Genomic DNA, 24,048 nt, shown 5'->3' with positions numbered 1-24,048 from the left:
GACTTTATGATATGCTAGATACATGGAAAGAAAATGTAAGGGGTTTAATTTTTCTTTAACTACCTCATATTGAATGATTTCCTATAAGAAGAAAGGAGCTGGTAGCTTGCCTCTTCATTCACGTTCTGAACGGCTAATGGGAACAACTATCACGATTTCATTAGTAGGTGAACAGGCTGATTACCTACTTCAAGGAGCCTTTGATTTGCTCAAGGAACTCGAATACCGCTTTAACGCCAACAGTCAAGAATCCGAACTGATGGAAATCAACTACCAAGCTGGAATCGCACCTGTTAAGGTTCATCCTGACTTATTTGAACTGATTGCTCTTGGGTTAGAGCATAGCCTAGCTCCATCTAGCCATCTAAACATCAGCATTGGCCCCTTGATTCAAACCTGGCGAATCGGATTTGCAGATGCACGGCTTCCAGACTCTAAAGAAATCGAAGCTGTCTTGCCTCTAGTTGACCCGCATTTTATCAAGTTGGATCCGACTAGCTCTACTGTCTTTTTAGAGAAGAAAGGAATGAAGCTTGATTTAGGTTGCTTAGCCAAGGGCTATAGTGCAGATAAGGTTGCCCAGTATTTGAAAGAACACGGTGTCACCTCTGCCTTGATCAATCTCGGAGGAAATATCCTCACCATCGGGAACAATCAAGTCAAAGACGGGAAAGCCTGGCAGATTGGGATTCAAGATCCGCGAAATCCTCGTGGCAATCATCTTCTAACCATTCCTGTTTCTAACAAATCCGTCGTCACTTCAGGTATCTATGAACGCCACCTGACAGTAGATGGAAAAGACTATCACCATATCTTTGATAGTGAGACAGGATTCCCTGTCGAAACTGATCTCGCTAGCCTGACGATTGTCTCTGATAAATCCGTTGATGGTGAGATTTGGACAACTCGCCTATTCGGAGAGCGAAGCGCTTCTATCCTCTGGCAAGTCGAAAGTATAGATGGTATTGAAACCATCCTCATCGACAAAGAAGGACGCCTTGCTTGTTCTTCAGGCCTTCAAAATTGTATTATGTAAAAAGAGAAAGGAAATCTCATGCTAAAACTTATTGCCATTGTTGGAACGAACTCTAAACGTTCTACAAACCGCCAATTGCTCCAATACATGCAAAAACACTTTGCTGATAAAGCTGAAATTGAACTCGTTGAAATCAAGGATATCCCTGTTTTCAACAAACCTGCAGATAAACTTCTTCCCGCTGAAATTCTTGAAATTGCAGCTAAAATTGAAGAGGCTGATGGTGTGATTATCGGTACTCCTGAGTACGACCACTCTATCCCTGCAGTTTTGATGAGCGCTCTTGCTTGGCTATCTTACGGTATCTACCCACTTTTGAACAAACCAATCATGATCACTGGTGCTTCCTATGGTACACTTGGTTCATCTCGTGCCCAATTGCAACTTCGTCAAATCTTGAACGCTCCTGAAATTAAGGCAAATGTTCTACCAGATGAATTCTTGCTTTCTCACTCTCTTCAAGCATTTAACCCAAGTGGCGACTTGGTTGACCTTGATGTCATCAAGAAATTGGATGCCATCTTTGATGACTTCCGTATCTTTGTGAAGATTACAGAGAAATTGCGCAATGCACAAGAATTGCTTCGCAAAGATGCTGAAGAATTTGACTGGGAAAATTTGTAAGATAGGAGACTGAAAGAATGAAATTTGTTGGACTTGTTGGATCAAACTACGATCAATCATATAACCGCAAACTCTTGGAATTTATTCGTCGCAATTTCAAATTCAAATTTGAATTAGAAGTCCTTGAAATTGACGAAGTTCCAATGTTTAACCAAGACGAAAAATGGGACGAAAGCTTCCAATTGCGTTTCTTGTATAACAAGATTACACGTGCTGATGGTGTCATTATCGCTACTCCTGAGCACAACCACACTATCTCAGCTTCTCTCAAATCTGTACTTGAATGGCTTTCATACGAAGTTCATCCATTTGAAAACAAGCCTGTTATGATTGTGGGTGCATCATACTATGACCAAGGAACATCACGTGCCCAAGTTCACCTTCGTAAAATCCTTGATGCTCCAGGTGTCAATGCCTACACGCTTCCAGGTAACGAATTCCTTCTTGGTAAAGCTAAGGAAGCTTTTGATAACAACGGAAATATCACTAACGAAGGAACTGTTAAATTCCTTGAAACTTGCTTAGATAACTTTGTAAAATACGTAGGAGTCGTTTCGAAATTGAAAAAACCAAAACCAATCGAACCAGAAGACTTGGATTGTGGAAAACCAATTGCTACAACCATTACAGAAGTTGACCCTGACGATCCAGAATGGGTAGAAAAAGTTGCAGCAATCACTGGGGCTGTTTCTGGTGATACCTATGTCAAATTGGACCACGGTATCTTGACAGTTAATCAAATTGATATGTTCTTGAAAGCTATGCCATTTGAATTGACATACGCTGACGACAACAACCAATTCCTATACTACAACAACGCTCACCAAGATCCAGACACCATGTTTGCTAAACGTGTACCACCTCAATCAGGTAGCCGTATGTCGACTGTTCATGGTTCTCTTCCACCAGCACGTATGAAGAACGTAGAGTGGGTTATCGGAACACTTCGCAACGGAAACCAAGAATACGTCCGTACGATCGTTCCAGGTTCTCCTGCAGGTGTCATCAACACACACAACTACCAAGCAATGTACTATCCTGATGGATCATACGCTGGTATCAATGAAATCGTCTTTAACTTCCAACCATGGCTTGACTGGTACCTAAAAGAGACTGGTCAACGTTTGGTAGGTGGTAGCGGACCATTTGCTCCTGCTGCTGGAGGTCATGGAGACGCCGATGCTACTTCCGGCGCTTCTGATTCAGGTGATGCTGGAGGCCACGGTGGTGACGCTGACGCTACTTCTGGTGCAAGCAACTAAGAAACCAAAAGGAGCCATTTGGCTCCTTCTTTTTTATTACAACAGAAAAGGGGAATGTAAATCATCTACACCCCCTTTCATTTTATGAGTTAGGATCATCTATACTACGGCCGTGCAAACCTTTTTCACGTTGTACCTGACGTAGTTTTTCTGGTGTGACGTCATTGCCTTCCTCGTCCACAATTTTGATTCCCTCGATGTGGTGACGAACAGATCGACGATAGCCTTCGATGTACTCCTCACGAAGTTTAGCTTGTTCCACTTTTTCAGCAGAAGTTAAGCCTTCTGTTTTTTTCTTTTTGGCAAGCTCATTGATACGAGCGATTTTTTTCGGATCCATTTCCTCTCCTTTGTGATAAGATACAGTCCGTTTGACTGAGTTTATTTAGTATTGATTTGGTTAAAACGAGCGAGCTTAGCTGCTTTCTTGGTTAATTGCGACAAGATTGCCAAACGATTTTGTCGAACAGTCTGATCTTCAGCCATTACCATGGTATTTTCAAAGAAAGCATCAATAACTGGGCTAAGCGCAAAGAGTTGTTCTAATTGCTGACTTGCAGCCCCTGACAAAACAAGTGATTCTACTGCTTCTGCCAAGGCTTTCTCTTCTTCATTCTCAAAGAGAGCAGGATCAACAGTATCAGTTCCTTCGGCTTTTTCAGCCAAGTTGAAAGCACGTGAGAGGGATTCGACAGACGATTTGAAATCTTCTTTCTTGCTTGCTTCGACAAGAGCACTTGCTGCTTCTAGCATATCCGCCATAACAAAGTTTGAACTTGCAAGAACTGCTTCCTTGATATCTTTTGGAGTTGAACCCATCATCTTATCAACACGAGCCTTGATAAAGTCCATAACCTCTGCTTTATTTTCATAAGTCAAGCTGTCAAATTTCAAACTGTAAAGGCTATCAATCAACTCATCCATAGCAATGTGCCAACCAAAAGCATCCAAGATACGAACCACACCTTGGGTCGCACGACGAAGAGCATAAGGGTCATTAGAACCTGAAGGAATCAAGCCTACTGAGAAGAAACTCAAAATTGTATCCAATTTGTCTGCAATGGCTAGAATGGCTCCAACCTTGCTCTCTGGAAGTTCTCCTTCGGCTGATGTCGGCATGTAGTGTTCACGAATAGCAGCTGCCACCGCTGGAGTTTCTCCAGCAAGAAGGGCATATTTTTCACCCATAATACCTTGGAGCTCATCAAACTCACCAACCATACCCGTCAACAAGTCAAACTTGTAAATGGCTGCTGCACGCGCTAGGTCAACCGTTTCATCCACTGACAAACCAGCCTTTTCTGCCAAGAGAATGGCAATCTGCCCTGTACGAATCATGTGTTCACGAAGGGAACCAATCTTCTCATGGAAAGTCACATGGTTCAATTTTTCAACAAGATCTGAAATGACCAATTTTTGGTCTTCACGCCAGAAGAATTCACCGTCTTCCAAGCGGGCTACCAAAACTTTTTCATTTCCTTTGATGACATTTTCCAAATGCTCTGCGTTTCCGTTACGAACTGAAATGAAGTTTGGTAGGAGTTTACCGTCTTGATCACGAACAACAAAGTAACGTTGGTGTTCTTTCATCGAAGTTACCAAAACTTCTTCTGGAACTTCAAGGTATTTGGCATCAAAACTTCCCATAAAGGCAGTTGGGTATTCAACCAAGTTCAAGACTTCATTGAGCAAATCAGCATCAATTTCGATACGTACACCATGTTCAGCTTCGATTGCCTTGATTTGGTCAACAATCATTTGCTCACGTTCACGTGGATCCGCGATTACAAACTGCTTACGAAGATCTTCTTCGTAGCTCAATGCTGACTGAATCTTGGTTTCTTGTCCCAAGAAACGATGACCGCGACTCACACGATCACCCTTGATATCAAGGAAATCCAAATCAAACTCTTCTTCATCTAAAAGAACAGTCAAAGTGTGTACAGGGCGGATATATTCAAAAGTGTTGTTAGCCCAGTGCATGCTGACAGGGAAAGTCAGTGACTTCAAGACGTCTACTACACCTGGAACAATGGCTTCAACTGGTTGCCCCACTTCTTCCTTGGTAACATAGACATATTCTTCACCTTTGATTTCACGGAATTCAATATCTTCAACTGTCAAGCCTTTTCCACGGACAAATCCTTGAGCTGCTTTGGTGAAGTTTCCATCACTATCCAAGGCGATTTTCTTTGCTGGACCCTTGAAATCTTCTGTCAAATCAGACTGTTTGTCTGCAAGTCCAGTCACACGAACAGCCAAACGACGTGGTGTTGAGAAAGTTTGAATGGCTTCAAAAGACAGGCGGTTTTCCTTGAGGAAGGCTGCCATTTTTTCACCTAGTTGTTTTTCGCTTGGAGTTACTACGTAGGCTGGTAACTCTTCAAGACCGAGTTCTACTAATAAGTTTTTTGTCATGTTTTTTCCTTTACATTTTCTTCAATCTTTTTTGATATGCACCTTAGGTACTGGGGATGTCGCTAACTAACTTTTGTGAGTCTGTAAGGAAATCTTATACCAAATAAACTAAGATTTCCAACAGTCTCATCAAAGTGGATTTAGCTGACTTTTTTTTGAACCCAAGGTTTCAAAAATCCCCACATAACAGTACGGCAGTGCATATCCCTCTAGCAAGTCTTCAACTTGCCTTTAACGATTTTAGAGCACAGTATTACTTACTATTCTGCGTCTTCTGCTAGGAGTTTAGCTCGTGTTGCTTCATCCAAAAGTGGGTAACCTAGGCGTTTGCGTTCTGCGACAAAGGTTTTGGCTACGACACGGGCCAAGTTACGGATACGAGAGATATAGCCTGCTCGCTCTGTTACAGATACGGCACCACGCGCATCAAGCAGATTAAAGGTGTGTGAACATTTAAGAACATAGTCATAGGCAGGGTGAACCAAGCCCTCTTCCAAGGCGCGCCCAGCTTCTTTTTCAAACTTATCAAAGTTTTCAAGCAACATTTCTTGGTCCGAAATTTCAAATGAATATTTTGAATGCTCGTACTCAGGTTGGATAAAGATTTCTCCGTATTTTACACCATCAGCCCACTCGATATCATAGACAGAGTCCACTTCTTGAATGTAAGAAGCCAAACGTTCCAAACCATAGGTAACTTCCGCAGTCACAGGGCCAGTTGCCAATCCACCGACTTGTTGGAAGTAAGTGAACTGAGTGATTTCCATACCATCAAGCCAAACTTCCCAACCGAGACCAGCTGAACCAGTCGATGGATTTTCCCAGTTATCTTCAACGAAACGAATATCGTGTTCCAAAGGATTGATACCCAATTTTTCCAAAGACTCAAGGTAAAGTTCCTGGATATTTGATGGAGATGGCTTCATAACCACTTGGAATTGGTGGTGTTGGTAGAGACGGTTAGGGTTTTCCCCATAACGACCGTCAGCAGGACGACGTGATGGCTCTACATAAGCCGCATTCCATGGCTCAGGCCCAATAGCACGAAGGAAAGTGTAAGGACTCATCGTTCCCGCACCTTTCTCATTATCATAAGCCTGCATAAGCATACAACCTTGGTCATTCCAAAATTGTTGCAAAGTCAAAATAATTTCTTGAAATGTTAATTTCTTAGACATTGAATACTCCTTTAATTTATATTATCTTTTTAGATTTATTCATCAAGCAACCAAGAAAAAGCTGGGTCCTGAAAAATATGACGTTTGGGAACCGTTTGTAAATTCTGATCGCATTCGTCTATTGTACCTAGTTTCAAAGCACAGACTTCTGGTATATTTTCTTGAGCAGTGAAAATTTGACTATGACAGTTCTGACAGTAATAGCGTTGTTTTCCTGGAGATGAACTATAGGTAACCAACTGTTCTTTTCCATGCAATACTAGGTTTTTACTGCTAACTTTGGCATTCACTGTATAGGCAGACGCAGTTGCTTTCCGACAGAATGAGCAGTGGCAAAAAACTAATTCCGACAATTCCTCATCTAAAGTGTAGGTCACTGCTTTGCATAAACAAGATCCTTTAAGCATTATGCTCCTTTCTACTTAGGCATTAGACGAAATTCAAAAAGAACCGAATTTCAACACCCAAGCCTTGCGACTAGGGGCGTCTGAAACGCGGTTCCACCCTAATTTATTACTTCATTGTTTATAAAAATACGACAGAAAGCGCCAGTTTCTTACCTTGTCCTACTTGGCTCCCACTATCCCAAGCTCGCTGAAGAACGCCATAAGACTTTCTTTCCTAGCTAGTATTATAGCAGATTTTCTAGCCAGTGTAAACCAAAAATGAGTCTGAAAACAAAGTTCCAGACTCATTTAATAGTAAAGCTTCAGAAAGTCCTGTTTAAGGATGTCTTCTTGCTTTTGGTTTTTTGCCATGTAGATTTCTCTTGGCTTGTTTCAATGCTGTAATGGCATCTTTGACATCTTCTTGGCTCGCTCCTGGATCTTTAAGGAGTTCCTGTGCCTCTTTAAAGGTTAGGAGATAAGCTGCTTTTTCTTTCTTGTCTGCATAGATAAATCTCGCGTTCTTTTCTTGGAAAAGGCGTTCATCTTTGACCAGTTTCTTCAGACTAGAGAAGTCAGTAGCTTTGCCATTTAGTTTGCTTTTAGCTGTTGCTAGGGCAATGAGAGATTGGTCAATTTGATCCTGTTTAACTTTAGGATCCACAGCTAGTAAGGCGATTTCTTGGAAGGCACGATCATAAGCTCGACGTACTTTTTCCTTAGCATTAGCATATCGTCCAGTTTTAGTCGTTGCATAGTAAGCTTTCATAGCTTCTTTCAAGGCTGTAACGTTCGAATCTTTTCCATCCAAAGCCTTACCAGCAACTTCAAGACTAGCAAGAACACCATCAATCAATTCTTGCTTCAACTTGCTTGACAAGGCTGACTGTGCCACTTGGAAAGCTTGGTCATAAGCTTTTCTCTTATCTGCACTACTATTAAAGTAACGAGACGTTTCTACCAGTTCTTTTTGTTGATTTACCGCAGCAATCAAGGCCAACTTAGACACAACAGATAGACGCAAAGCATTATTTCGACCTGGCTTCACGAGCAAGGAAACGAGATCTTCAAGGAGTTCATATCCAGTTGGCAAGGTGACTTGTACAGTATAACGACCTGTAGCAACTTTCTTACCAAAGGCGTATTGACCGTATTTTTCAGCAGGAAGAGTGATACTTGTCCCATCTTCTCCTTTCAGAACCACTGTAGTCGTCTTTGGAACTGCTTGATTGAAGGAAACAGACACAGGTGCATATTCTAAGAGATTTGCTAGGAAGGTAATGGTTTGGAAACTATTTTCTTCAGTCAAGTCAAACTCTTGGGACAAGGCACTGATAAATTTCAATTCTGTTCGGTCATAACTGAAAATTTCTGCTGTATAATGACCAAACTGTAAGAAATGAATCGCTTTTGTCTTGTCAACATCAACATATTGTCCCTTGCTATTTTTGATTCGATAGACGTAGAGGGTATCAATATCTTGGTTTGTTTTTGCATCCTTCAAGGCAATTTTCACTCGACCACTATTTTGATCGCGTACAAGTTCAGCAAGTGAGATATAATCTACATTTCCTGCATAGTCCTCAACAAGATAGTAAATATTAGCCTTGTCAACATCCTTAGGAAGTGTATAACTACCATCAGCATTGGCTTTGATCAGATGGGTGTTCTCAAGCGCACGAGTTCCAGACTGGTCTTTCCCAGATAGAATCATGGTCCCTTTCTGGTCAAATGGTGTGATATAGAAGACTTTTTCTGAAAGGAAACCGCCTTGACCCACATCTTTTGGTTTGCGAGCTACGAATTCTTGGTTTCCATCTTTAAAGCGAATATAACCACTTGTGATGACAGGTTTTTGAGTATCAATTTGAATCTTAAAGGTCGTATATTGTTCTTTGGCTCCTGGAACATCTGGTGTGTAACTAATAACATAGTCATATAAACCATCTGCAACAGTATTCCCATCAAAATCCTGGCCTCTCCAAGCAGTATTATCTAGAATATAACTCTTCAGATTTCTACTGTCTCCATCAAAATAATTCTTACGAAGATCCTTTGCATCACCCTCCCAAATAGGATGTTCATGCTTGGTATCCGTAGCCGCATAAACTGTAGCCCGAAGATTTACAAGATTTCTCAAAGCAACCGTTTTGTATTCAACTAGGTCTTTGTTTCCATCATCATTTGGAGAAATGGCAATACGGACATTCCCTTTTTCGTCCAACTGAAGAACATGCTTACCTTCAGCATTTTGTTCGATTCCAAGAACGGTAATTCGGCGTCCTTGGCGTTGACCTTTAGACACTAGAAGGTCATTTTGCAAGGTTGCGAGATAGGTAGCATCATTAGAGTAGTTAACGGCAGGATTTTCCTTGTCTACTTCCGTGTAAAATCCATTTTTCCCTTCTCGGACAAGGTTGTAAATTGGTTTTTCGACAGCAGGGAGATTTTGGAATTCTCCTCGGAAGCCCATAAATGCAAGACTCACAACATCCCCATCATCTGCTGGATCTACAAATCGAACAAAACCTTCAAGGAAATAGCCATTTGGCATTTGTTTGCTGAGTTCAGTAGCAAATTTTCGAGCATCTACTTTAACAGTGACTGTTTGACTGCTGTGGGCTTTGACTGTCACTTCTGGCCAGACTGTCTCCGTTAGTTTTCGAGGTCGAAGGGTGAATTTTCCATCTTGGACCTCGTCTGTATTGGTATTCACTACCATCTTGAGAGTGCGGTCAGTATCTGAAATATTGTGTACAGTGACCTTGAAAGTAAATTGATCTCCAACATTTCCTAAAGTCACGCTTGGATAACCATTTTCACCCGTTACATAGAGGTCTGTTGACACTGCAGCAGCTGTATCCACAATACCAGAACCTTGCTGACGAGGAGAGGTATAAGTGCCTGTGTCCTTATTAACATGTGGTTTTGCAGTTGACATGATCAATGCCTTGACAGTCTCTGATACTTGCTCAGGAGTCAATTCTGGATGGTGTTTTTGAAGGTATTCCTTAACCAGAACTGCAACACCCGTAACGTGAGGAGCCGCCATACTGGTTCCGCTGATACTACCATAGGTATTGTCATTAAAGGATGAATAGATATTGCCGCCAGGAGCTGTCACGTCCGGTTTCAATTGTCCATCGGTAGTCACTCCCCAACTTGAAAAGTCAGATAGCTGATTGGCTACATCAGAAGGGCGATTATCCATCTTGTCATTAAAAACAATCTTGTAGTTTCCTGATTTTAAGGCTTCACCATACTGTTTAGAAATAAATACAGAAGGAATTTTCTTTGCTTCATCATCAATAGCCATATTGATATTTGGACCTTCTACATTATTGTAGATCAAAGCACCAACTGCACCGTGTTTTCGTGCATTTTTGATCTTCTCTGAAAAGTTCATGGCTCCACGCTGAATGAGGGCAAGTTTCCCAGTTAAATCCAACTTCGCAAAGTCTTCTTCACGACCTAAGCCTGCTTCGACGTATTCGTACTCTTTTCCTTTTTCAAAGTCCTTATCTGCTTCAGGTTGATTATAATCAAATTTTCCGTTATGAAGGCCGGCATTTCCCTCTAGACCTTTAACTTCAAAAACGGCTGTTGTCAATGTTTTATTGTTGACAGAAGCAACTGAAATCGAATCCTCAACAGTGGATGGATTTCCAACCAAGCCATAGTCTGGGTTTTCAGCTAGTGGTTTTGAATAACCATTTCCGAATGTATTGCTATTTCCTGCTGAGATAAGAACAGAAACTCCCTTGGCACGAGCCCGTTTGATGGCATCCACAATATCAGAACCAGCATCGACCATAGAACCAGTGCTAGATCCCAAACTCATATTAATGGCATCTGCTCCTAAGGCAACTGCGTCATCAATCGCCTTTACATAAAGAGCAGAACTGGTCGTCTTTTGGCGATCTGAAAAGACACGCATAAACATAACTTGGGCTTCTGGTGCAACACCATAGACCTTTTCACCATTCGGTGCTTCTTTATCAGGGTTTCCAGCTGCAATCCCTGTTACGTGCATCCCATGAGAAGTTCTTTCTGCTTCTTTGATCTTATCTGTTCCGTCAAAGTAGTCATAGGCATAGACAACCTTATCGCTATACCATTTACCGTAGTCGATTCCAGCAGCCTTTTTAGCTGCTTCGATGGCTTCCTTGTTTTTAAATTTTGCTTTTGACGGATCCGAAATTCGAAGAACCTCATGATTCAAATCAAGCCCTGAGTCAATAATGGCAACAACGGTCCCTGTCCCCTTGTAACCAGCCTTCCAAGTTTTCGGTACTGTGATGATATCATTGCTTGAAAGACTATTTGGTTTTGCAGACTCAGTTTTTTCTTGTTCTTTTTCTGTAGTTGCTGTTTCTCCAGTAGTTTTAGGAGCTGTCGTTGCTTGAGTCTCTTTTTTCTCTATTGTAGAAGCCTTCTCAGTAGCAGGCGCTGGACTGGTAGCGACTGTTGTTTCTTTTTGGACGACACCTTGGTCTACTTCTTTTGCAACTGCGCTATCTTTTCCTGATTCTTGGGCTTCAGCAGTTTTATCAACCGGAGCATCTACCTTAGCATCTTGTTTACTAGCATCCTCTTTAGAAGTTTCAGCTTCTTGTTTCTCTCCAACTACTGGTGCTATCCCATTAGTATTGGTTTGGTCAGTTGAAGAGTTTGAGTGTTTATCGTCTTTTAGCTCTGTCTTAATTTCCTGAGTTTGAGCTTGATTTTCACCTGTACTCTGCTCATTGGCACTGACTTGACTTGCTCCAAAAACCAAAGCAGTTCCCAATAAAACTGAAGCAAGACCAAATTTGTATTTCCGTAATGAAAAACGTTGTCGTCTATTCATAAATAATCTCCTTTTTCTTTAAAGTATACCTATTATAACGCAAATAATCAGAATTTTTCATAAAAATCTGAATTGTCACAAAAATGTAATATTTACGTATATATTTCACTTGTTTAACTTTATTATTCGTGTTATTCGCTCCATCAAACCAATATTTTCTAAATTCGTTCCTATATTTCAATACATAAAATTATTTTATTATACAAACAATTTAGATTTTTTATACACAAAAAGACTAGGATTTAAAATTCCTAGTCTTTGTTATTTCGGTATAAATAGATTTTACAAACTAAAAATCCATCTCATCCACACGTGGTGCGCCCGAAGTCACTGAAATTGTCTTTAAAACTTCTCGCTCGTCATTGCTGAGTTCAATTCCAAAACAGTCAAGATTGCTCTGGATGCGAGAGGCTGTCACCGACTTAGGTAGAGGTAAAAATCCTTCTGCCAAACTCCAAGCCAAGGCAATTTGAGCCACTGATTTCCCATGCTTAGTAGCAATTTCTTGGACTTCTTTCTGTTCAAACAGCTCCCCTTGCCCAAATGGTCCCCAAGCCTCTAAGAGAATTCCTTTCTCTCTACAGTAGTCAACCACTTCCTCCTGATAAACTCCTGGTGCCAAGCGTACCTGATTGACCGCTGGAATGACTCTTGCTATTTCAAGCAAGGCATCCAAATGCTTGGGAAGGAAATTACTAACGCCGATAGCACGGATTTTGCCTTCTTGGTAAAAGTCCTCCATCGCTCTCCAAACTTCAGCATTGCGAGTTTTCCATGCCTCATTTTCTCTTAGTGGTTTTGGATTTGGCCAATGGATAAGGTACAAATCTAGATAGTCCAATCCCAGTTTTTCCATTGATTCTTCAAATGCTTGGCGTGCTTCATCATAGCTGTGATTGGTATTCCAGAGTTTGGTCGTTACAAAAATTTCTTGTCTTGGTAGACCGCTATCTCGAATAGCACGGCCAACGCTCTCCTCATTTTTATAGATAGCTGCAGTATCGATATGACGATAACCAGCCTTTAAGGCTTCTAAAACGGCTTGGTAGGCTACTTCTCCATTTTCAGCTTTCCATGTTCCAAATCCTAGTACAGGAATTGAAACTCCATTATTAAGTGTGTAAGATTTCATCGTTTTTCCTTTCTATGTGAAGAAAATCTAAAGAAACAAAATCCTGATTATCAGAACACTTGCTCCTTTAGATTTTAACAATTATTGATCACGATCGTAATAGATCTCGTGAGCTTTCAAGCGAGAATTGAGCAATTCAGGAACGGTCACAAATGTATAACCTTCACCCTTTAGATACTCAATGACACTTGGTAGGGAATTAACTGAAGGACCATGGATATCATGCATGAGGATGATAGAACCATTGCGAACCTGGCGCTGTATCTCTGTCAAAATGGCTGTCTCGTTTTTACTCTTCCAGTCCAAACTATCCACATCCCACATGATGAAGCTTAAATCAAGACCGTTTCGAATATCATCAGTGATAGCACCATAAGGTGGACGCATCAGTTTAGAGCTTGATCCTAAAACTTGAGTTAACAAATCTTCTGTATCAGTGATTTGCTTTTTAGCATCTTCGAGCGAAAGTTGTGAAAGAACGGGATGACTCCAGCTGTGGTTTCCTACAACATGACCTTCTGATTTCATTCGTTTTAGAAGATTTTCATTACCTGCAATGTTTTTACCAAGTACAAAGAAGGTTGCTTTTACACCATATTTAGCTAAAGTATCCAAAGCTTGCGTGGTTGTAGTAGGATTTGGACCATCGTCAAAGGTCAAGGCTACAACTTTTTTATTTTTCTTAGCAAAGTATGCTTGGTAAAGTTCAGCATCTTTTTCTAATAGATAAGAGGACTCCAAAACATCAAAGAAACTGGATATCGGTAGAGCAATTTCCTCCAAAGTCTCCCCTGGATTAGCAGGATAAAGGATGATTTGACTATCTTTATAATCAAAGTTCCATGATGCCAGATCTTGGTCTGTAAAGTTTTTTAGGACCTGATCAATTTTTGTCTGGTCAAGTTTCTTATCTTCTAGAGTTGATTTGATTTGACTCAGCAAAAGTTCCTTAGCCTTGCTTGCATCTTTGAAAAGTCTACTGAGGTCAAAATCTTTCCCATCTTCAGTCAAGAAAATTTTCCCTAAAGAAGTCTTTTCTTTTTCTTCAACCTTTGATGCAGACAAATCGTAGACTTGCTTGCTGATATTTCGAGAAACAACTCCCTTTAAGACTGGATCCAACTGCTCGGTATAATAAAAGACCAAATCCTCTTTATCTTCCAGCTTTTCTTTGATATCCTGGTTGATTTTTTCTCTAACAGACGCAATGACTTCCTCTCCTTGCAGAGGGTAGTAGGCAATCACCTCAGCTTGACCTTTTCGGAAATGGTCCTTCTGACTACCTGAGTTGAATTGCTGGTCCTTTTCGCTCTTCAGCGCTTCAATTTTTTGTTCGTAAGATTGTTTTTGTAGTAGCTTATAACCAATAGCACTCCCTAATAGAATCGTAGCAATTCCAAAGATTCCAACAAGGGAAAGCAATAGCCTTCTCGTTTTATCGTGAGAAACACGTTTCGCTCTATTTTTTTTCATATTTCCATCATATCAAATCGAGGCTATTATTTCAATGATAAACAGGGATTCTGTCTTTTTTTAGGAAAAGAAAAAAGCTTAGAAATCTTCTAAGCTTCTATTTTTAAAAACGAATCGCTTCACGTGTTTTCTCATATGAAGTTACAAAACGGTTTGTAACCCCTGGTTCAGCAACTTCCAAGGCTTGTGAAATTTTTTCAAATGATGCCTGGTAGTCAAACTCTTTTTCAAAAATTTCAAGCGCTTCGTTGAAGGCCTCTTGGATACGCTCATCAAATGAACGGTAACGGTTTGAGTATTGGAGTAGTTGCTCCGTCAAGGTTGCATATTGAACGATATCATAGGTTTCTGTTTCAAGTGCTTCCATATCATTTGTTGCAATTTCAAGAATTCGTTTAACCGATTCAATATTCACTTGTGGTTGTTCTAACTCTGCCATCAAATCTTCTGTGTTATGACTTGCAGTAAAGAAAAGTTTCAAGAAACTTTGAGGAATACCTGGCAAGTTTCTCTTCTCCATGTAACGTTTGATAGTATGCAAACGGTTCACATAGACATTTGCTTTTTGGCGAGCATTGAGGTCGTCTTTTTCAATTTGCGCAAGTCGTTCGCTAACAGAGATTTGCTCATCCTCTATATCCTTGAGGTTGCTTTGAAGCATTTCCAACTGTTCTTCAAGAGCAGAGTAGGCTTGTGTTGACTCACCTTGATCCTCTGTCACTTCCATGATTGCCGTATCAAGTGCAGCCAATTCTGCTTGAAGACGACGAACATGATTTCCATCACTTTCAGGAAGAAGGTAGGTTTTAGTCAAGCGTTCAAGATCTTGAACAAGCACCTGATTATTTTCTTTCAAGTGGTTGAGATAAGTTGGTAATGTAGCAAGAAGACTTTCAACTACTTTTTGAGCTGCAATTTCACGAGTGAAGATATCATAAAGGGCGTTGATTTCTTCTTGGATGCGATTATTTTCATACTCTGCATTGTCCAACTCCAACTGACGGATGTTTTCTTGATTATTCTTCAAAGATTCATGCAAAAGTTGGAAACGAGACTCGATATCTGTTTCTGTAAAGTGGTAGTTGGCATCCAACAGCTTGCGATAGCCTTCTTCCAAATCTGCTAATTGTTCTGGCAGTTCCTTTGTCAAGGTTTCAACAAGAGCTGGAATTCGCTCAACGATGTGTGTCAAAGCAAGAATATGATTTTCAGTTGAATCAAGAATTGCTGCCGCTTCAACTGGGTCACCTGATGAATTTAGGGTAACAAATTGAGAGAATTCAGATTGGATGTTTTCCAATTGTTTCTCAATCTCAGGAAGGGCCTTCCCATATTTCTCCGAGTCTTCTGCAACGGTATGTTGAAGGGATTCAAACAAGTCCAAGGCATGAAGGACACGGCCACTATTCTTAGATTCTTGCTTTTCAAGTTCAGAAAGGGCATTGCGAATAGCAGCAATGTCTTCTTCAATCAAGCCGATTTGACTTTCAATTTGATCAATCTTGTGAGCAGCTTTGAAAAAACGGAAAGAATTATTGTAGCTTTCAGCTTCAAAGAGGTGATTTTCAATATCAGCAAATGAATTCAGAGATAAATCAACCCATTTTTGGTTCCATTCACGGAAGGTCACCTGACTTTGACCAATCAAGTGCATGTTTTTAACGGCTTCAACCTCATCATTTACAGGAAGGTTGTAGAGTTCTTCTTTTCTTTCTTCAAGGGCCGTTAATCTGCTTACATTACGCTTACGTAAAAAGATAGCTGTTACATAAGCTAAGATCAGAATGACTGCAATCGCAACCATTAGATAAATTAGTTGTCCATTAGACATATCAAACTCCTTTTATACTAGAAACAATCGTAATGATTATATCATATTTTTTAAACCAAGGGAACTATTTCCCACATTTTTTAGACGTCAAGTGTACTGTAAACAGCGTTTTCTTCGATAAATTCGCGACGAGGTTCTACTCGATCCCCCATCAACATATCAAAGATTTTATCTGCTTCGGCAGCATCATCTACCGAAACACGCGCCATCAAGCGATGTTCAGGATCCATGGTTGTTTCCCACAATTGGTGGTCATCCATTTCTCCCAAACCTTTATAACGTTGGATGGTTGGTTTTGAACGCCCTTCACTATGACGTGCTAAGGCTTCTTGGAGTTTAATTTCTTGATCTGCACCAGGTTGAATGTATTCTTTGATCTCACTTCCCACTTTAACCCCATAAATCGGTGGTTGGGCAATATAGACATAACCAGCCTCTAAGATTGGTTTCATGTAGCGGTAAATCAAGGTTAGCAGGAGAGTTCGAATGTGGGCTCCATCAACATCGGCATCGGTCATCAAAACGAGTTTTTGGTAACGAGCCTTAGTGACATCAAATTCTGCACCAAATCCTGTTCCCATGGCTGTGAAAAGACTTCGAATTTCTTCGTTTGCAAGGATTTTATCCATGCTAGCTTTTTCAACGTTCAAGATCTTACCACGAATTGGAAGGATAGCCTGGAACTCACGGTTACGACCAGATTTGGCTGATCCACCAGCTGAGTCTCCTTCGACGATGAAGAGTTCGGTTTCAGCTGGGTTGTTCGAAGAACAGTCTGCTAGTTTTCCAGGAAGATTGGAAATTTCCAAACCAGATTTCTTGCGTGTGACTTCACGCGCACGCTTGGCAGCTACACGAGCCTTGGCAGCCAAGATCCCTTTTTCCACGATACGCTTGGCGATCTGTGGATTTTCCATAAGGAAATCAGAGAAGGCATCGCTGAAGAGGCGATTGGTAATCTTGACTACTTCACTATTCCCCAGTTTGGTCTTGGTTTGTCCTTCAAACTGCGGATTTGGATGCTTAACTGAGATAACTGCTGTCAAACCTTCACGGACATCTTCTCCTGTTAGGTTATCTTCATTGTCTTTTAGTAGCTTATTCTTGCGGGCATAATCATTGATAACACGCGTCAGAGCTGTACGGAAACCTTGCTCATGTGTTCCACCTTCATGGGTGTGAATGTTATTGGCGAAACTCATAACGTTTTCGTGGTAACCGGTTGTGTACTGCATGGCTACTTCAACTGTGATATCATCCATCTCACCGTCTGTGTAGATTGGTGTATCAAAGATCACATCCTTGTTCTCGTTGATATATTCAACGTAGCTAGCAATCCCACCCTCATAGTGGTAATGTTTAGTCTGTTCGAGACCTTCACGCCTATCTGTGATGGAGATTCGAAGGCCTCGATTCAAAAAGGCTAGTTCTTGAATACGTTTGTTTAATTTTTCAAAGTCAAAAGTTGTTGTTTCTGTAAAAATCTCTGGATCTGGTGTGAAGTGAACTGTTGTTCCCGTTTTATCCGTATCTCCAACCACCTCAAGATCAGCAACAACATGACCACGACGGTATTCTTGGTAATGAATCTTACCATTTTTGTGGACATGAACATCTAGTTGCGTTGAAAGAGCGTTTACTACTGATGAACCTACACCGTGCAATCCACCTGAAACCTTGTAACCGCCACCGCCGAATTTTCCTCCAGCGTGAAGAACTGTAAAGACGGTCTCAACAGCGGGACGTCCTGTCTTTTCCTGAATATCAACAGGAATTCCACGCCCATCATCCACTACGGTGATGGAGTTATCTGGCTCTATAAAGACTTGGATGTGACTGGCAAATCCAGCTAGGGCTTCGTCAATTGAGTTATCAACGATTTCCCATACTAGATGGTGAAGACCTTCTTTTGAAGTCGATCCAATATACATACCTGGACGCATACGAACAGCTTCAAGTCCCTCCAAAACTTGAATTTGACTGGCATCATAATCCTGTGCCTGTTGATTTTTGATTTCTTCTGTCATTTTTTCCCTTTTCTTACATGTCTATTGCTTGTCTCAATGTCGCAACGTTATTAAAAAGATAGGCATCTAAGCCAGCAGCTTTACCTGCTTCTACATCTATATTTCTGTCACCAATGACCAAACCAGATGTAATATGATATTTATCACGTAAATAAATCATGGACTCAGGATCTGGTTTTCGTTTAAAGCCAGAACTGGCAGTCACCACCTCGGTGAAGTAGTTCGCTATCTGGGTCTTAGCAAGAAGTTCTAGAACTTGGTCATTTCGATGAGAAACCAAGAAATGGCGACCACCCTTGTCCGAAACGTCTTTGAGTAATTCTGGAATTCCCTCAAACAAAACTGGATGTTCTAGCTCACGCGCTTCATTTTCTTTATAGTTCTCTAAAAAATCCTCGATATCTGGTGCAAACTTCTCGATGGCAAAAGCTGTCGAAACCTTCAAAGCTTCGTAGACTCGGTCGTGTTCTTGCTCTATTCCGTATTGGGCTAAGGTTTCTACAAAGGCTGCAGTAGAAGTCTCATAATTATCCAATAGGGTACCACCTAAATCCCATATATAGTCGTGATATTTCATACCCTTCATTATACCATTTTTTTATGAAAAAAGCGATGATTTCCTAGATTTTTCGGCTCTATAATTTATATAGAGAGTAAAACACTATTGCATCTATGGAGCCTTTTTGTGAAGAATAGCTCCTCTATAAATAATCAAGCAAAATCTTTCTTATCTCAAATGTACAAATTAAAGAATAGAAACTACTAACAACCGCGTCATTGTTCACAAACGAAACGCTTTTGGATTTTCAAACTTTAAAAATAGAATACTCATTGCTTTGAATACCACAATAGAGTGCAGAAAAAGATTATTCCAATATGGAGTCCCTTGTTAATTCATTACAGTTCCCAATGATTCCATCTTTCTTTTCAATTGTAATTTATTCTCCAAACAGGCAAAAAACGATAACGTCCTTTTAAGGTGTTATCGTTTTTGTATATCATCAGATAAAGTTTGATTTTTATTGAGCTAAATTCGATTAGTTTCTTCCGAAGTTTTGACCTCTACCATCGCGGTCAAAATACATCCAACTTCCATCTTCAAGTTGAATCCATTTGCTTCGAGCCATATCCCCTGAATTGGCATCGAAATATCGACTAACCCCATTCACATCAACAACTTTTCCTTTGACTTGCTTGCCGTCTTGCGTGAAATAGAGAGTCTGTTGACCAACCTGCTGCAAGCCTGTCACTGCTTTTCCATCTTGATCAAAATAGTACCATTCGTTCTTGGCACCTTCAGCAAACTTGCCGACCGCCATTTCTCCTGAGTTAGCATCAAAGTAACGGATACTCTTATCTGAAAGTGTCACGATTTTGCCCTTGACTTGCTTGCCATCTTGGTCGAAGTAAAGTGTTTGTTTGTCAATCTTTTGAAGGCCTGTCACTGCTTTACCAGTTTGGTCAAAGTAATACCATTCGTTCTTGGCACCTTCTGCAAACTTGCCGACTGCCATTTCTCCTGAGTCGGCATCAAAGTAACGGATGGATTTATCAGCCAAAGTTACTACTTTACCCTTGACTTGCTTACCATCTTGGTCAAAGTAAAGTGTTTGTTTGCCAATCTTTTGAAGACCTGTCACTGCTTTACCAGTTTTGTCAAAGTAATACCATTCGTTCTTGGCACCTTCAGCAAACTTGCCGACCGCCATTTCTCCTGAGTTGGCATCAAAGTAACGGATACTCTTATCTGAAAGTGTCACGATTTTACCCTTGACTTGCTTGCCATCTTGGTCAAAGTAAAGTGTTTGTTGACCAATCTTTTGAAGACCTGTCACTGCAACTCCATCTGCTCCGAAATAGTACCAATCACTTGGGTTATCACCTTGAGCAAAACGATTGATAACAGCATTTCCTGAATCCTTGTCAAAGTAACGAAGTTTGCCATCTTTAGCACTCACAATCTTGCCCTTAACCTGATAGCCGTTTTCATCAAAGAATTGCTGTCCATCTCCTATCTTGACAAGACCTCGAGCCATAACGCCCTTGGCATCAAAGTAACGCCAGTTTTGACCATCAGTAGTGTAGTAACGGTTGAGAACTTGGGCACCAGTTTGATCATAGTAGTACTGATTACCATTTTCATCTTCACGGATAGAATCACGAAGTTGAATACCATTCTTCAAGAAATAAACGTGCTTGCCATCAATTTCATGAGCACCTGTTACAAGATAGCCTCGTTTATCGAAGTAATACCAATTTCCATTTTCATCTTGGATAAAGGAATTTTTAGCTTGATAACCACTAGTTGAATAGAACTTAGTACCATTGGCATCACTAACAAATCCTGTGTAAGCATTCTTATTAACTAATTGCTTAGGCAATACTATCTCGCCATTTCTGTTAGTGAGATAGTCGTTGCTAGCCCAGTCTTTAAGAACATAGTAAGCACCACGACCTAAGATATTGGTACCATTGAAGTACTTAGCCGACCACTTGGTAATCTTCTCATCTGTTGTCATCTTTTGACCATTGGAAATCTGTACTCGTTCAAAGATTTCTGGATATTTAGCTTTGAGCTCATCTAAGAAGGCGCCACCGTACTTACCTTGGAAATCAGTTCCATTGGTCTTACTATTAGCTACATAGAGTTTTTCCTTGATTTCTGCACCTTCACGGTAGGTTCCGTAGTTGTTGACACGTGTTGCTGTTACCACTTCCTTACCTGGTAGGTTATAGATTTGGTCTGGTACCCAGTCCGCGATGGCTTGGATATTAACACTGTGAAGCGCACGAAGAGCATTGAGCAAATCTTTTAAAGAACCATATTTATTGTTCTTGCTCATCGCCATATCATAGCGGTCTTCAAAGGCATAACCATTCTGAATGATAGAATCTAAGAAAGTACCGTCTTGGCTAGATACATACTGAGGTGGTAGCTCAAATGAAGTTACTCCCCATTCCTTGAAGAGGTTGACATTTTTAGCAATAACTTTATTGGTATATTGGTCATCGCGGGTTGCAAAGTCTTGGAAGTTAGAAAATCCTTCGTAAATCAACTGAGAATCAAGGGCTGCGCTAGATTCGTAGACCTGACCACTAGCGTTTTTCTTCTTGCTTGCTGTTGTACGAGCATCCTGATCTGCCTTAGCGCCAACTGGTACCCAAACAGCCAGATATCCAGAAACCTGTACATTGCTATAGCCTGCAATATCATTCATATCAAAGGTTAAAATACCATTAGCATCTGTCTTCTTCCAGAGCGATTGCGGCACTTCTTCGTCAGTTAGATAGCGGGAAATGCCATCTTTGGTCGTCAAAAGCACAGGGCGATAGTATTGATTCTTGTGGGCTGCTCCCATATTGACTTGCAGTTTATCCCATTCGTTCAGTTTCAGGTTAGGGTTGTTAGAAGCAATAACAGCCATCCCTTGGGTACGGGTTTCTGCTGTTCCTTCATCTGTTGCTTCATTGGCACCAGTACCGTAGCGAACAGAAGTCAAAATACCATTGTAAGACCATTTATCAGCCTCACGAGGTACACCCATATATGTGACTTTCATGTCTTGTCCACCTGCTACATACTTAATACGAGCACGCAACAAGGCATCGATAGCATCGTGGTAAGGAGATTTTTTCTCCATGTATTGACCATCATCGGTATAGAGGTCACCATAGTAGACCCGAGTGATAGAGTCTTTATTGGAGAGCATGAGAGCATGAGCAGTTGGGATGTTGAACTGCGTATACTTCTTGTCTGCCTTGCGCATATCTTCGTTGTAGATCTTGAAGGCTTGCTTGAGTTCATCCATAGTAAAGGTCAAACCATCCGTGTTTGGATTAATATTTTCTCGGATGATGTCGGCAATAACGGTTTGTACTTCACTGTCATGAGCCCGAACAAAGATATAGTTAGCCATCCGTTCGCCATTTTTCTTTTCAGAAGAACGGTCATTTAGACTATTTGTAATCGTTGGCTCTACTCCGCTACGGATAGATAGATTACGCATGAATGAATAAAGCAAGGAGAAGCGTAGCTTGTTGTCAATTGCTAGTTGAGCACCTTTAGTATCTTTGTTGTAGTCAGGATCGTTATCAGACCAAGCTTCCAAGATAGACAAATGCTTGATAGCTTCTTCTTCACTTTCTCCCACCTTGTAGCGAGACTTGAAGTAGTCAGATGCGATTTGGAGCAAGTCTGCGTTGACATTGTCCACCGCATCGACACGAACTCCATCAAAATTAGCAGTCGGATCATTGGCTACGATGCTTCCAAAGTTCATCATAAAATGCAACCAGTTGAGTTGTTCGGCCTGAACAGCTGGATTAGAGTTGTCAAAGTCGTTAGCGAGCAAGAACTCATAACCACCGTTTGACTTGTCAATGAAGTACTTAGGTTTACCTGTTTGACTAGTAGGGGTACGGTTAAGCAGACGGAACTTAGAGTCAGCATGAGAGCTCTTCTCATTATTAGTATAAAGCAAAGCTCCACCCTGCAAGTGGTCCTTTTTAGTACCAGTTGTTTCAGACTCTGACTTGATATTCCAATTTGGCTGGGTTTTGACAAAGGCACCCATCAGCGTTCTCAACCATTTGGTATCGCCTTCTTTACCAATTTTTTCCTCAATTTTGCGCTGAACCTGCTGAGAAGCACCTGTCAGAAGAGCTTGTTCAACTTTGTTTTCAAAAGCACCTGCTCCCAGACCTTGCTGGTTCATATAGTTGAGGTAATTAATCTGAGTACGCTTATCAGGCCACCAAGCCATCAAAAGGGGACGTAAGTCTGTTTCTGTCGAAGCCGTCCATGTTTTTCCATCTTTTAAGATGAACTTTGGACGATACCAGCTATCTGCTGTCAAATAACCGTCTACAGTTTCGATATCCTTGTCAGTCGTGCCGTAAAAAGCATTCTTTTGAGAGAATTCATTATTGAGACTGCTGGTTCCTTGTTGGAACTGATATTCATTTGAATCAACTAAGGCACCAGTTTCTGCATCAAAATAAAGTATTCTCCCATTAAGTTCAACTGCAAAGTTCTTTTTAACTGTACCATCGTCCTGAACATAGTAATTTTTACCATCAATGGTCTTAATATGAGATAGGACATCATCATCATGGTCAGCATTTACAGGTGCAGGTTGAGCCTGATCTGCCACCATTCTTTCAGCCACTGCTCCTTGTTTTTGAGCAGGTTCGGGCAAGCGATCTTTCTTTGCAACCTTTGGATTTGCAACAATCTTGTCTTCAACAGCCGTTTTTTCTCGTTTGTCGCCTTCTTGGTCTTGGGCAGTTGTTGGCCTTGCTTGTTTATTCTGGTCTGCTACTTCAGTTTTAGGAGTTTCTGTGATTGCATTAGCAGCTTTAACTTCTTCAGCAACAGCAGCCTTTTCTGTAGATGCTTCTTTCGTATCTGCTGGTTTAGCAGGCTCTTGAGCATTGGTTTGAACTGTTGCTTCTGTATTTTCTGCTGGTTTAGCAGGCTTTTCACTAGCAGCAACATCGTCTGTCACCTTGTCTGCAGGGGTTACTTTTTCTGCTTCTTGCTCAGATGCTATTTTAGCTTGGGCTGGAGTTTTCTGACCCGAACCACTAGTCTGAGCTGTAGCAGGTTCTTGAACTACAACCTGCTTTACATCATCCGCATGGACAACGCCTGGTTCTAGACCAAGTACCTTTGGTGCTACAATAAGGGCCAAGGTAGTCAAAGCAATGGCTACCCAGTTTTTCTTAACTTTATGCATCTTATAATGAATCTTTTTCTCCATCATAAAGCCTCCTTCTGAATTTAGTATAAAGTTATGCTCTTATTCTAGTATATTTTTCAAAATGATCATT

General features: G+C 40.9%; 14 protein-coding genes. 3 read left to right on the top strand and 11 right to left on the bottom strand.

Features of this window, described 5'->3' with window-relative positions; genetic code table 11:
* The first annotated feature begins 106 nt into the window (after nucleotides 1–106).
* The 3 genes from PCY17_RS06625 to PCY17_RS06615 are packed head-to-tail and all read left to right on the top strand — an operon-like array spanning nucleotide 107 to nucleotide 2,922.
* A complete protein-coding gene (locus tag PCY17_RS06625) occupies nucleotides 107–1,036 on the top strand; it encodes an FAD:protein FMN transferase (protein WP_301392254.1) in 930 nt (309 codons plus the stop codon).
* Nucleotides 1,037–1,054: 18 nt separating this feature from the next.
* On the top strand, nucleotides 1,055–1,660 hold the full coding sequence (locus PCY17_RS06620) for an NADPH-dependent FMN reductase (RefSeq protein ID WP_000915930.1): 606 nt from the start codon (nucleotides 1,055–1,057) through the stop codon (nucleotides 1,658–1,660).
* Nucleotides 1,661–1,677: 17 nt separating this feature from the next.
* On the top strand, nucleotides 1,678–2,922 hold the full coding sequence (locus PCY17_RS06615) for an NAD(P)H-dependent oxidoreductase (RefSeq protein ID WP_000673672.1): 1,245 nt from the start codon (nucleotides 1,678–1,680) through the stop codon (nucleotides 2,920–2,922).
* 82 nt (nucleotides 2,923–3,004) lie between these two features.
* Here PCY17_RS06615 and PCY17_RS06610 read toward each other — a convergent pair whose 3' ends face one another.
* The 11 genes from PCY17_RS06610 to PCY17_RS06560 all read right to left on the bottom strand — a co-directional run bounded on the left by PCY17_RS06610 (nucleotide 3,005) and on the right by PCY17_RS06560 (nucleotide 23,981).
* Nucleotides 3,005–3,262, bottom strand: coding sequence for a DUF896 family protein (locus PCY17_RS06610; RefSeq protein WP_000371290.1), 258 nt, complete (start codon nucleotides 3,260–3,262; stop codon nucleotides 3,005–3,007).
* Nucleotides 3,263–3,303: 41 nt separating this feature from the next.
* Nucleotides 3,304–5,340 carry a glycine--tRNA ligase subunit beta gene (gene glyS, locus PCY17_RS06605; RefSeq protein WP_125388797.1) on the bottom strand — a complete coding sequence of 679 codons (2,037 nt, stop codon included), beginning with the start codon at nucleotides 5,338–5,340 and terminating at the stop codon, nucleotides 3,304–3,306.
* 260 nt (nucleotides 5,341–5,600) lie between these two features.
* Nucleotides 5,601–6,518: a glycine--tRNA ligase subunit alpha gene (gene glyQ, locus PCY17_RS06600; RefSeq protein ID WP_070799985.1), complete on the bottom strand. Its 918-nt coding sequence runs from the start codon at nucleotides 6,516–6,518 to the stop codon at nucleotides 5,601–5,603.
* 35 nt (nucleotides 6,519–6,553) lie between these two features.
* The gene (locus PCY17_RS06595; RefSeq protein WP_000912017.1) at nucleotides 6,554–6,925 is read right to left on the bottom strand and encodes a GFA family protein; all 372 of its coding nucleotides are present in this window, start codon (nucleotides 6,923–6,925) and stop codon (nucleotides 6,554–6,556) included.
* Between the two features lie 316 nt (nucleotides 6,926–7,241).
* A complete protein-coding gene (locus PCY17_RS06590) occupies nucleotides 7,242–11,753 on the bottom strand; it encodes a S8 family serine peptidase (protein ID WP_301392253.1) in 4,512 nt (1,503 codons plus the stop codon).
* Nucleotides 11,754–12,042: 289 nt separating this feature from the next.
* Nucleotides 12,043–12,885 carry an aldo/keto reductase gene (locus PCY17_RS06585; RefSeq protein ID WP_071851349.1) on the bottom strand — a complete coding sequence of 281 codons (843 nt, stop codon included), beginning with the start codon at nucleotides 12,883–12,885 and terminating at the stop codon, nucleotides 12,043–12,045.
* 81 nt (nucleotides 12,886–12,966) lie between these two features.
* A complete protein-coding gene (gene pgdA / locus PCY17_RS06580) occupies nucleotides 12,967–14,358 on the bottom strand; it encodes a peptidoglycan-N-acetylglucosamine deacetylase PgdA (RefSeq protein ID WP_181186999.1) in 1,392 nt (463 codons plus the stop codon).
* A 103-nt stretch (nucleotides 14,359–14,461) separates the two neighbouring features.
* Entirely contained in the window at nucleotides 14,462–16,189 is a 1,728-nt protein-coding gene (ezrA, locus tag PCY17_RS06575; protein ID WP_070799981.1) for a septation ring formation regulator EzrA, read from the bottom strand.
* Nucleotides 16,190–16,269: 80 nt separating this feature from the next.
* Nucleotides 16,270–18,216, bottom strand: a complete 1,947-nt coding sequence (gene gyrB / locus PCY17_RS06570; protein ID WP_000134077.1) for a DNA topoisomerase (ATP-hydrolyzing) subunit B — start codon at nucleotides 18,214–18,216, stop codon at nucleotides 16,270–16,272.
* 13 nt (nucleotides 18,217–18,229) lie between these two features.
* Entirely contained in the window at nucleotides 18,230–18,793 is a 564-nt protein-coding gene (locus PCY17_RS06565; RefSeq protein ID WP_025168831.1) for an HAD-IA family hydrolase, read from the bottom strand.
* Between the two features lie 460 nt (nucleotides 18,794–19,253).
* Nucleotides 19,254–23,981 carry a glycoside hydrolase family 70 protein gene (locus PCY17_RS06560; RefSeq protein WP_301392252.1) on the bottom strand — a complete coding sequence of 1,576 codons (4,728 nt, stop codon included), beginning with the start codon at nucleotides 23,979–23,981 and terminating at the stop codon, nucleotides 19,254–19,256.
* Nucleotides 23,982–24,048 lie beyond the last annotated feature (67 nt).

The organism is Streptococcus sp. SO2 (genome assembly GCF_030440025.1).
Note: the sequence above shows the minus strand (reverse complement) of the source record. Positions and strands in the feature narration are given on the sequence as shown.

Coding starts and splice junctions, on each gene's coding strand:
- gyrB (WP_000134077.1), bottom strand. CDS start 18,216: ATGACAGAAGAAATCAAAAATCAACAGGCACAGGATTATGATGCCAGT.
- PCY17_RS06615 (WP_000673672.1), top strand. CDS start 1,678: ATGAAATTTGTTGGACTTGTTGGATCAAACTACGATCAATCATATAAC.
- pgdA (WP_181186999.1), bottom strand. CDS start 14,358: ATGAAAAAAAATAGAGCGAAACGTGTTTCTCACGATAAAACGAGAAGG.
- PCY17_RS06560 (WP_301392252.1), bottom strand. CDS start 23,981: ATGATGGAGAAAAAGATTCATTATAAGATGCATAAAGTTAAGAAAAAC.
- glyQ (WP_070799985.1), bottom strand. CDS start 6,518: ATGTCTAAGAAATTAACATTTCAAGAAATTATTTTGACTTTGCAACAA.
- PCY17_RS06585 (WP_071851349.1), bottom strand. CDS start 12,885: ATGAAATCTTACACACTTAATAATGGAGTTTCAATTCCTGTACTAGGA.
- PCY17_RS06620 (WP_000915930.1), top strand. CDS start 1,055: ATGCTAAAACTTATTGCCATTGTTGGAACGAACTCTAAACGTTCTACA.
- ezrA (WP_070799981.1), bottom strand. CDS start 16,189: ATGTCTAATGGACAACTAATTTATCTAATGGTTGCGATTGCAGTCATT.
- PCY17_RS06565 (WP_025168831.1), bottom strand. CDS start 18,793: ATGAAATATCACGACTATATATGGGATTTAGGTGGTACCCTATTGGAT.
- glyS (WP_125388797.1), bottom strand. CDS start 5,340: ATGACAAAAAACTTATTAGTAGAACTCGGTCTTGAAGAGTTACCAGCC.
- PCY17_RS06590 (WP_301392253.1), bottom strand. CDS start 11,753: ATGAATAGACGACAACGTTTTTCATTACGGAAATACAAATTTGGTCTT.
- PCY17_RS06595 (WP_000912017.1), bottom strand. CDS start 6,925: ATGCTTAAAGGATCTTGTTTATGCAAAGCAGTGACCTACACTTTAGAT.
- PCY17_RS06610 (WP_000371290.1), bottom strand. CDS start 3,262: ATGGATCCGAAAAAAATCGCTCGTATCAATGAGCTTGCCAAAAAGAAA.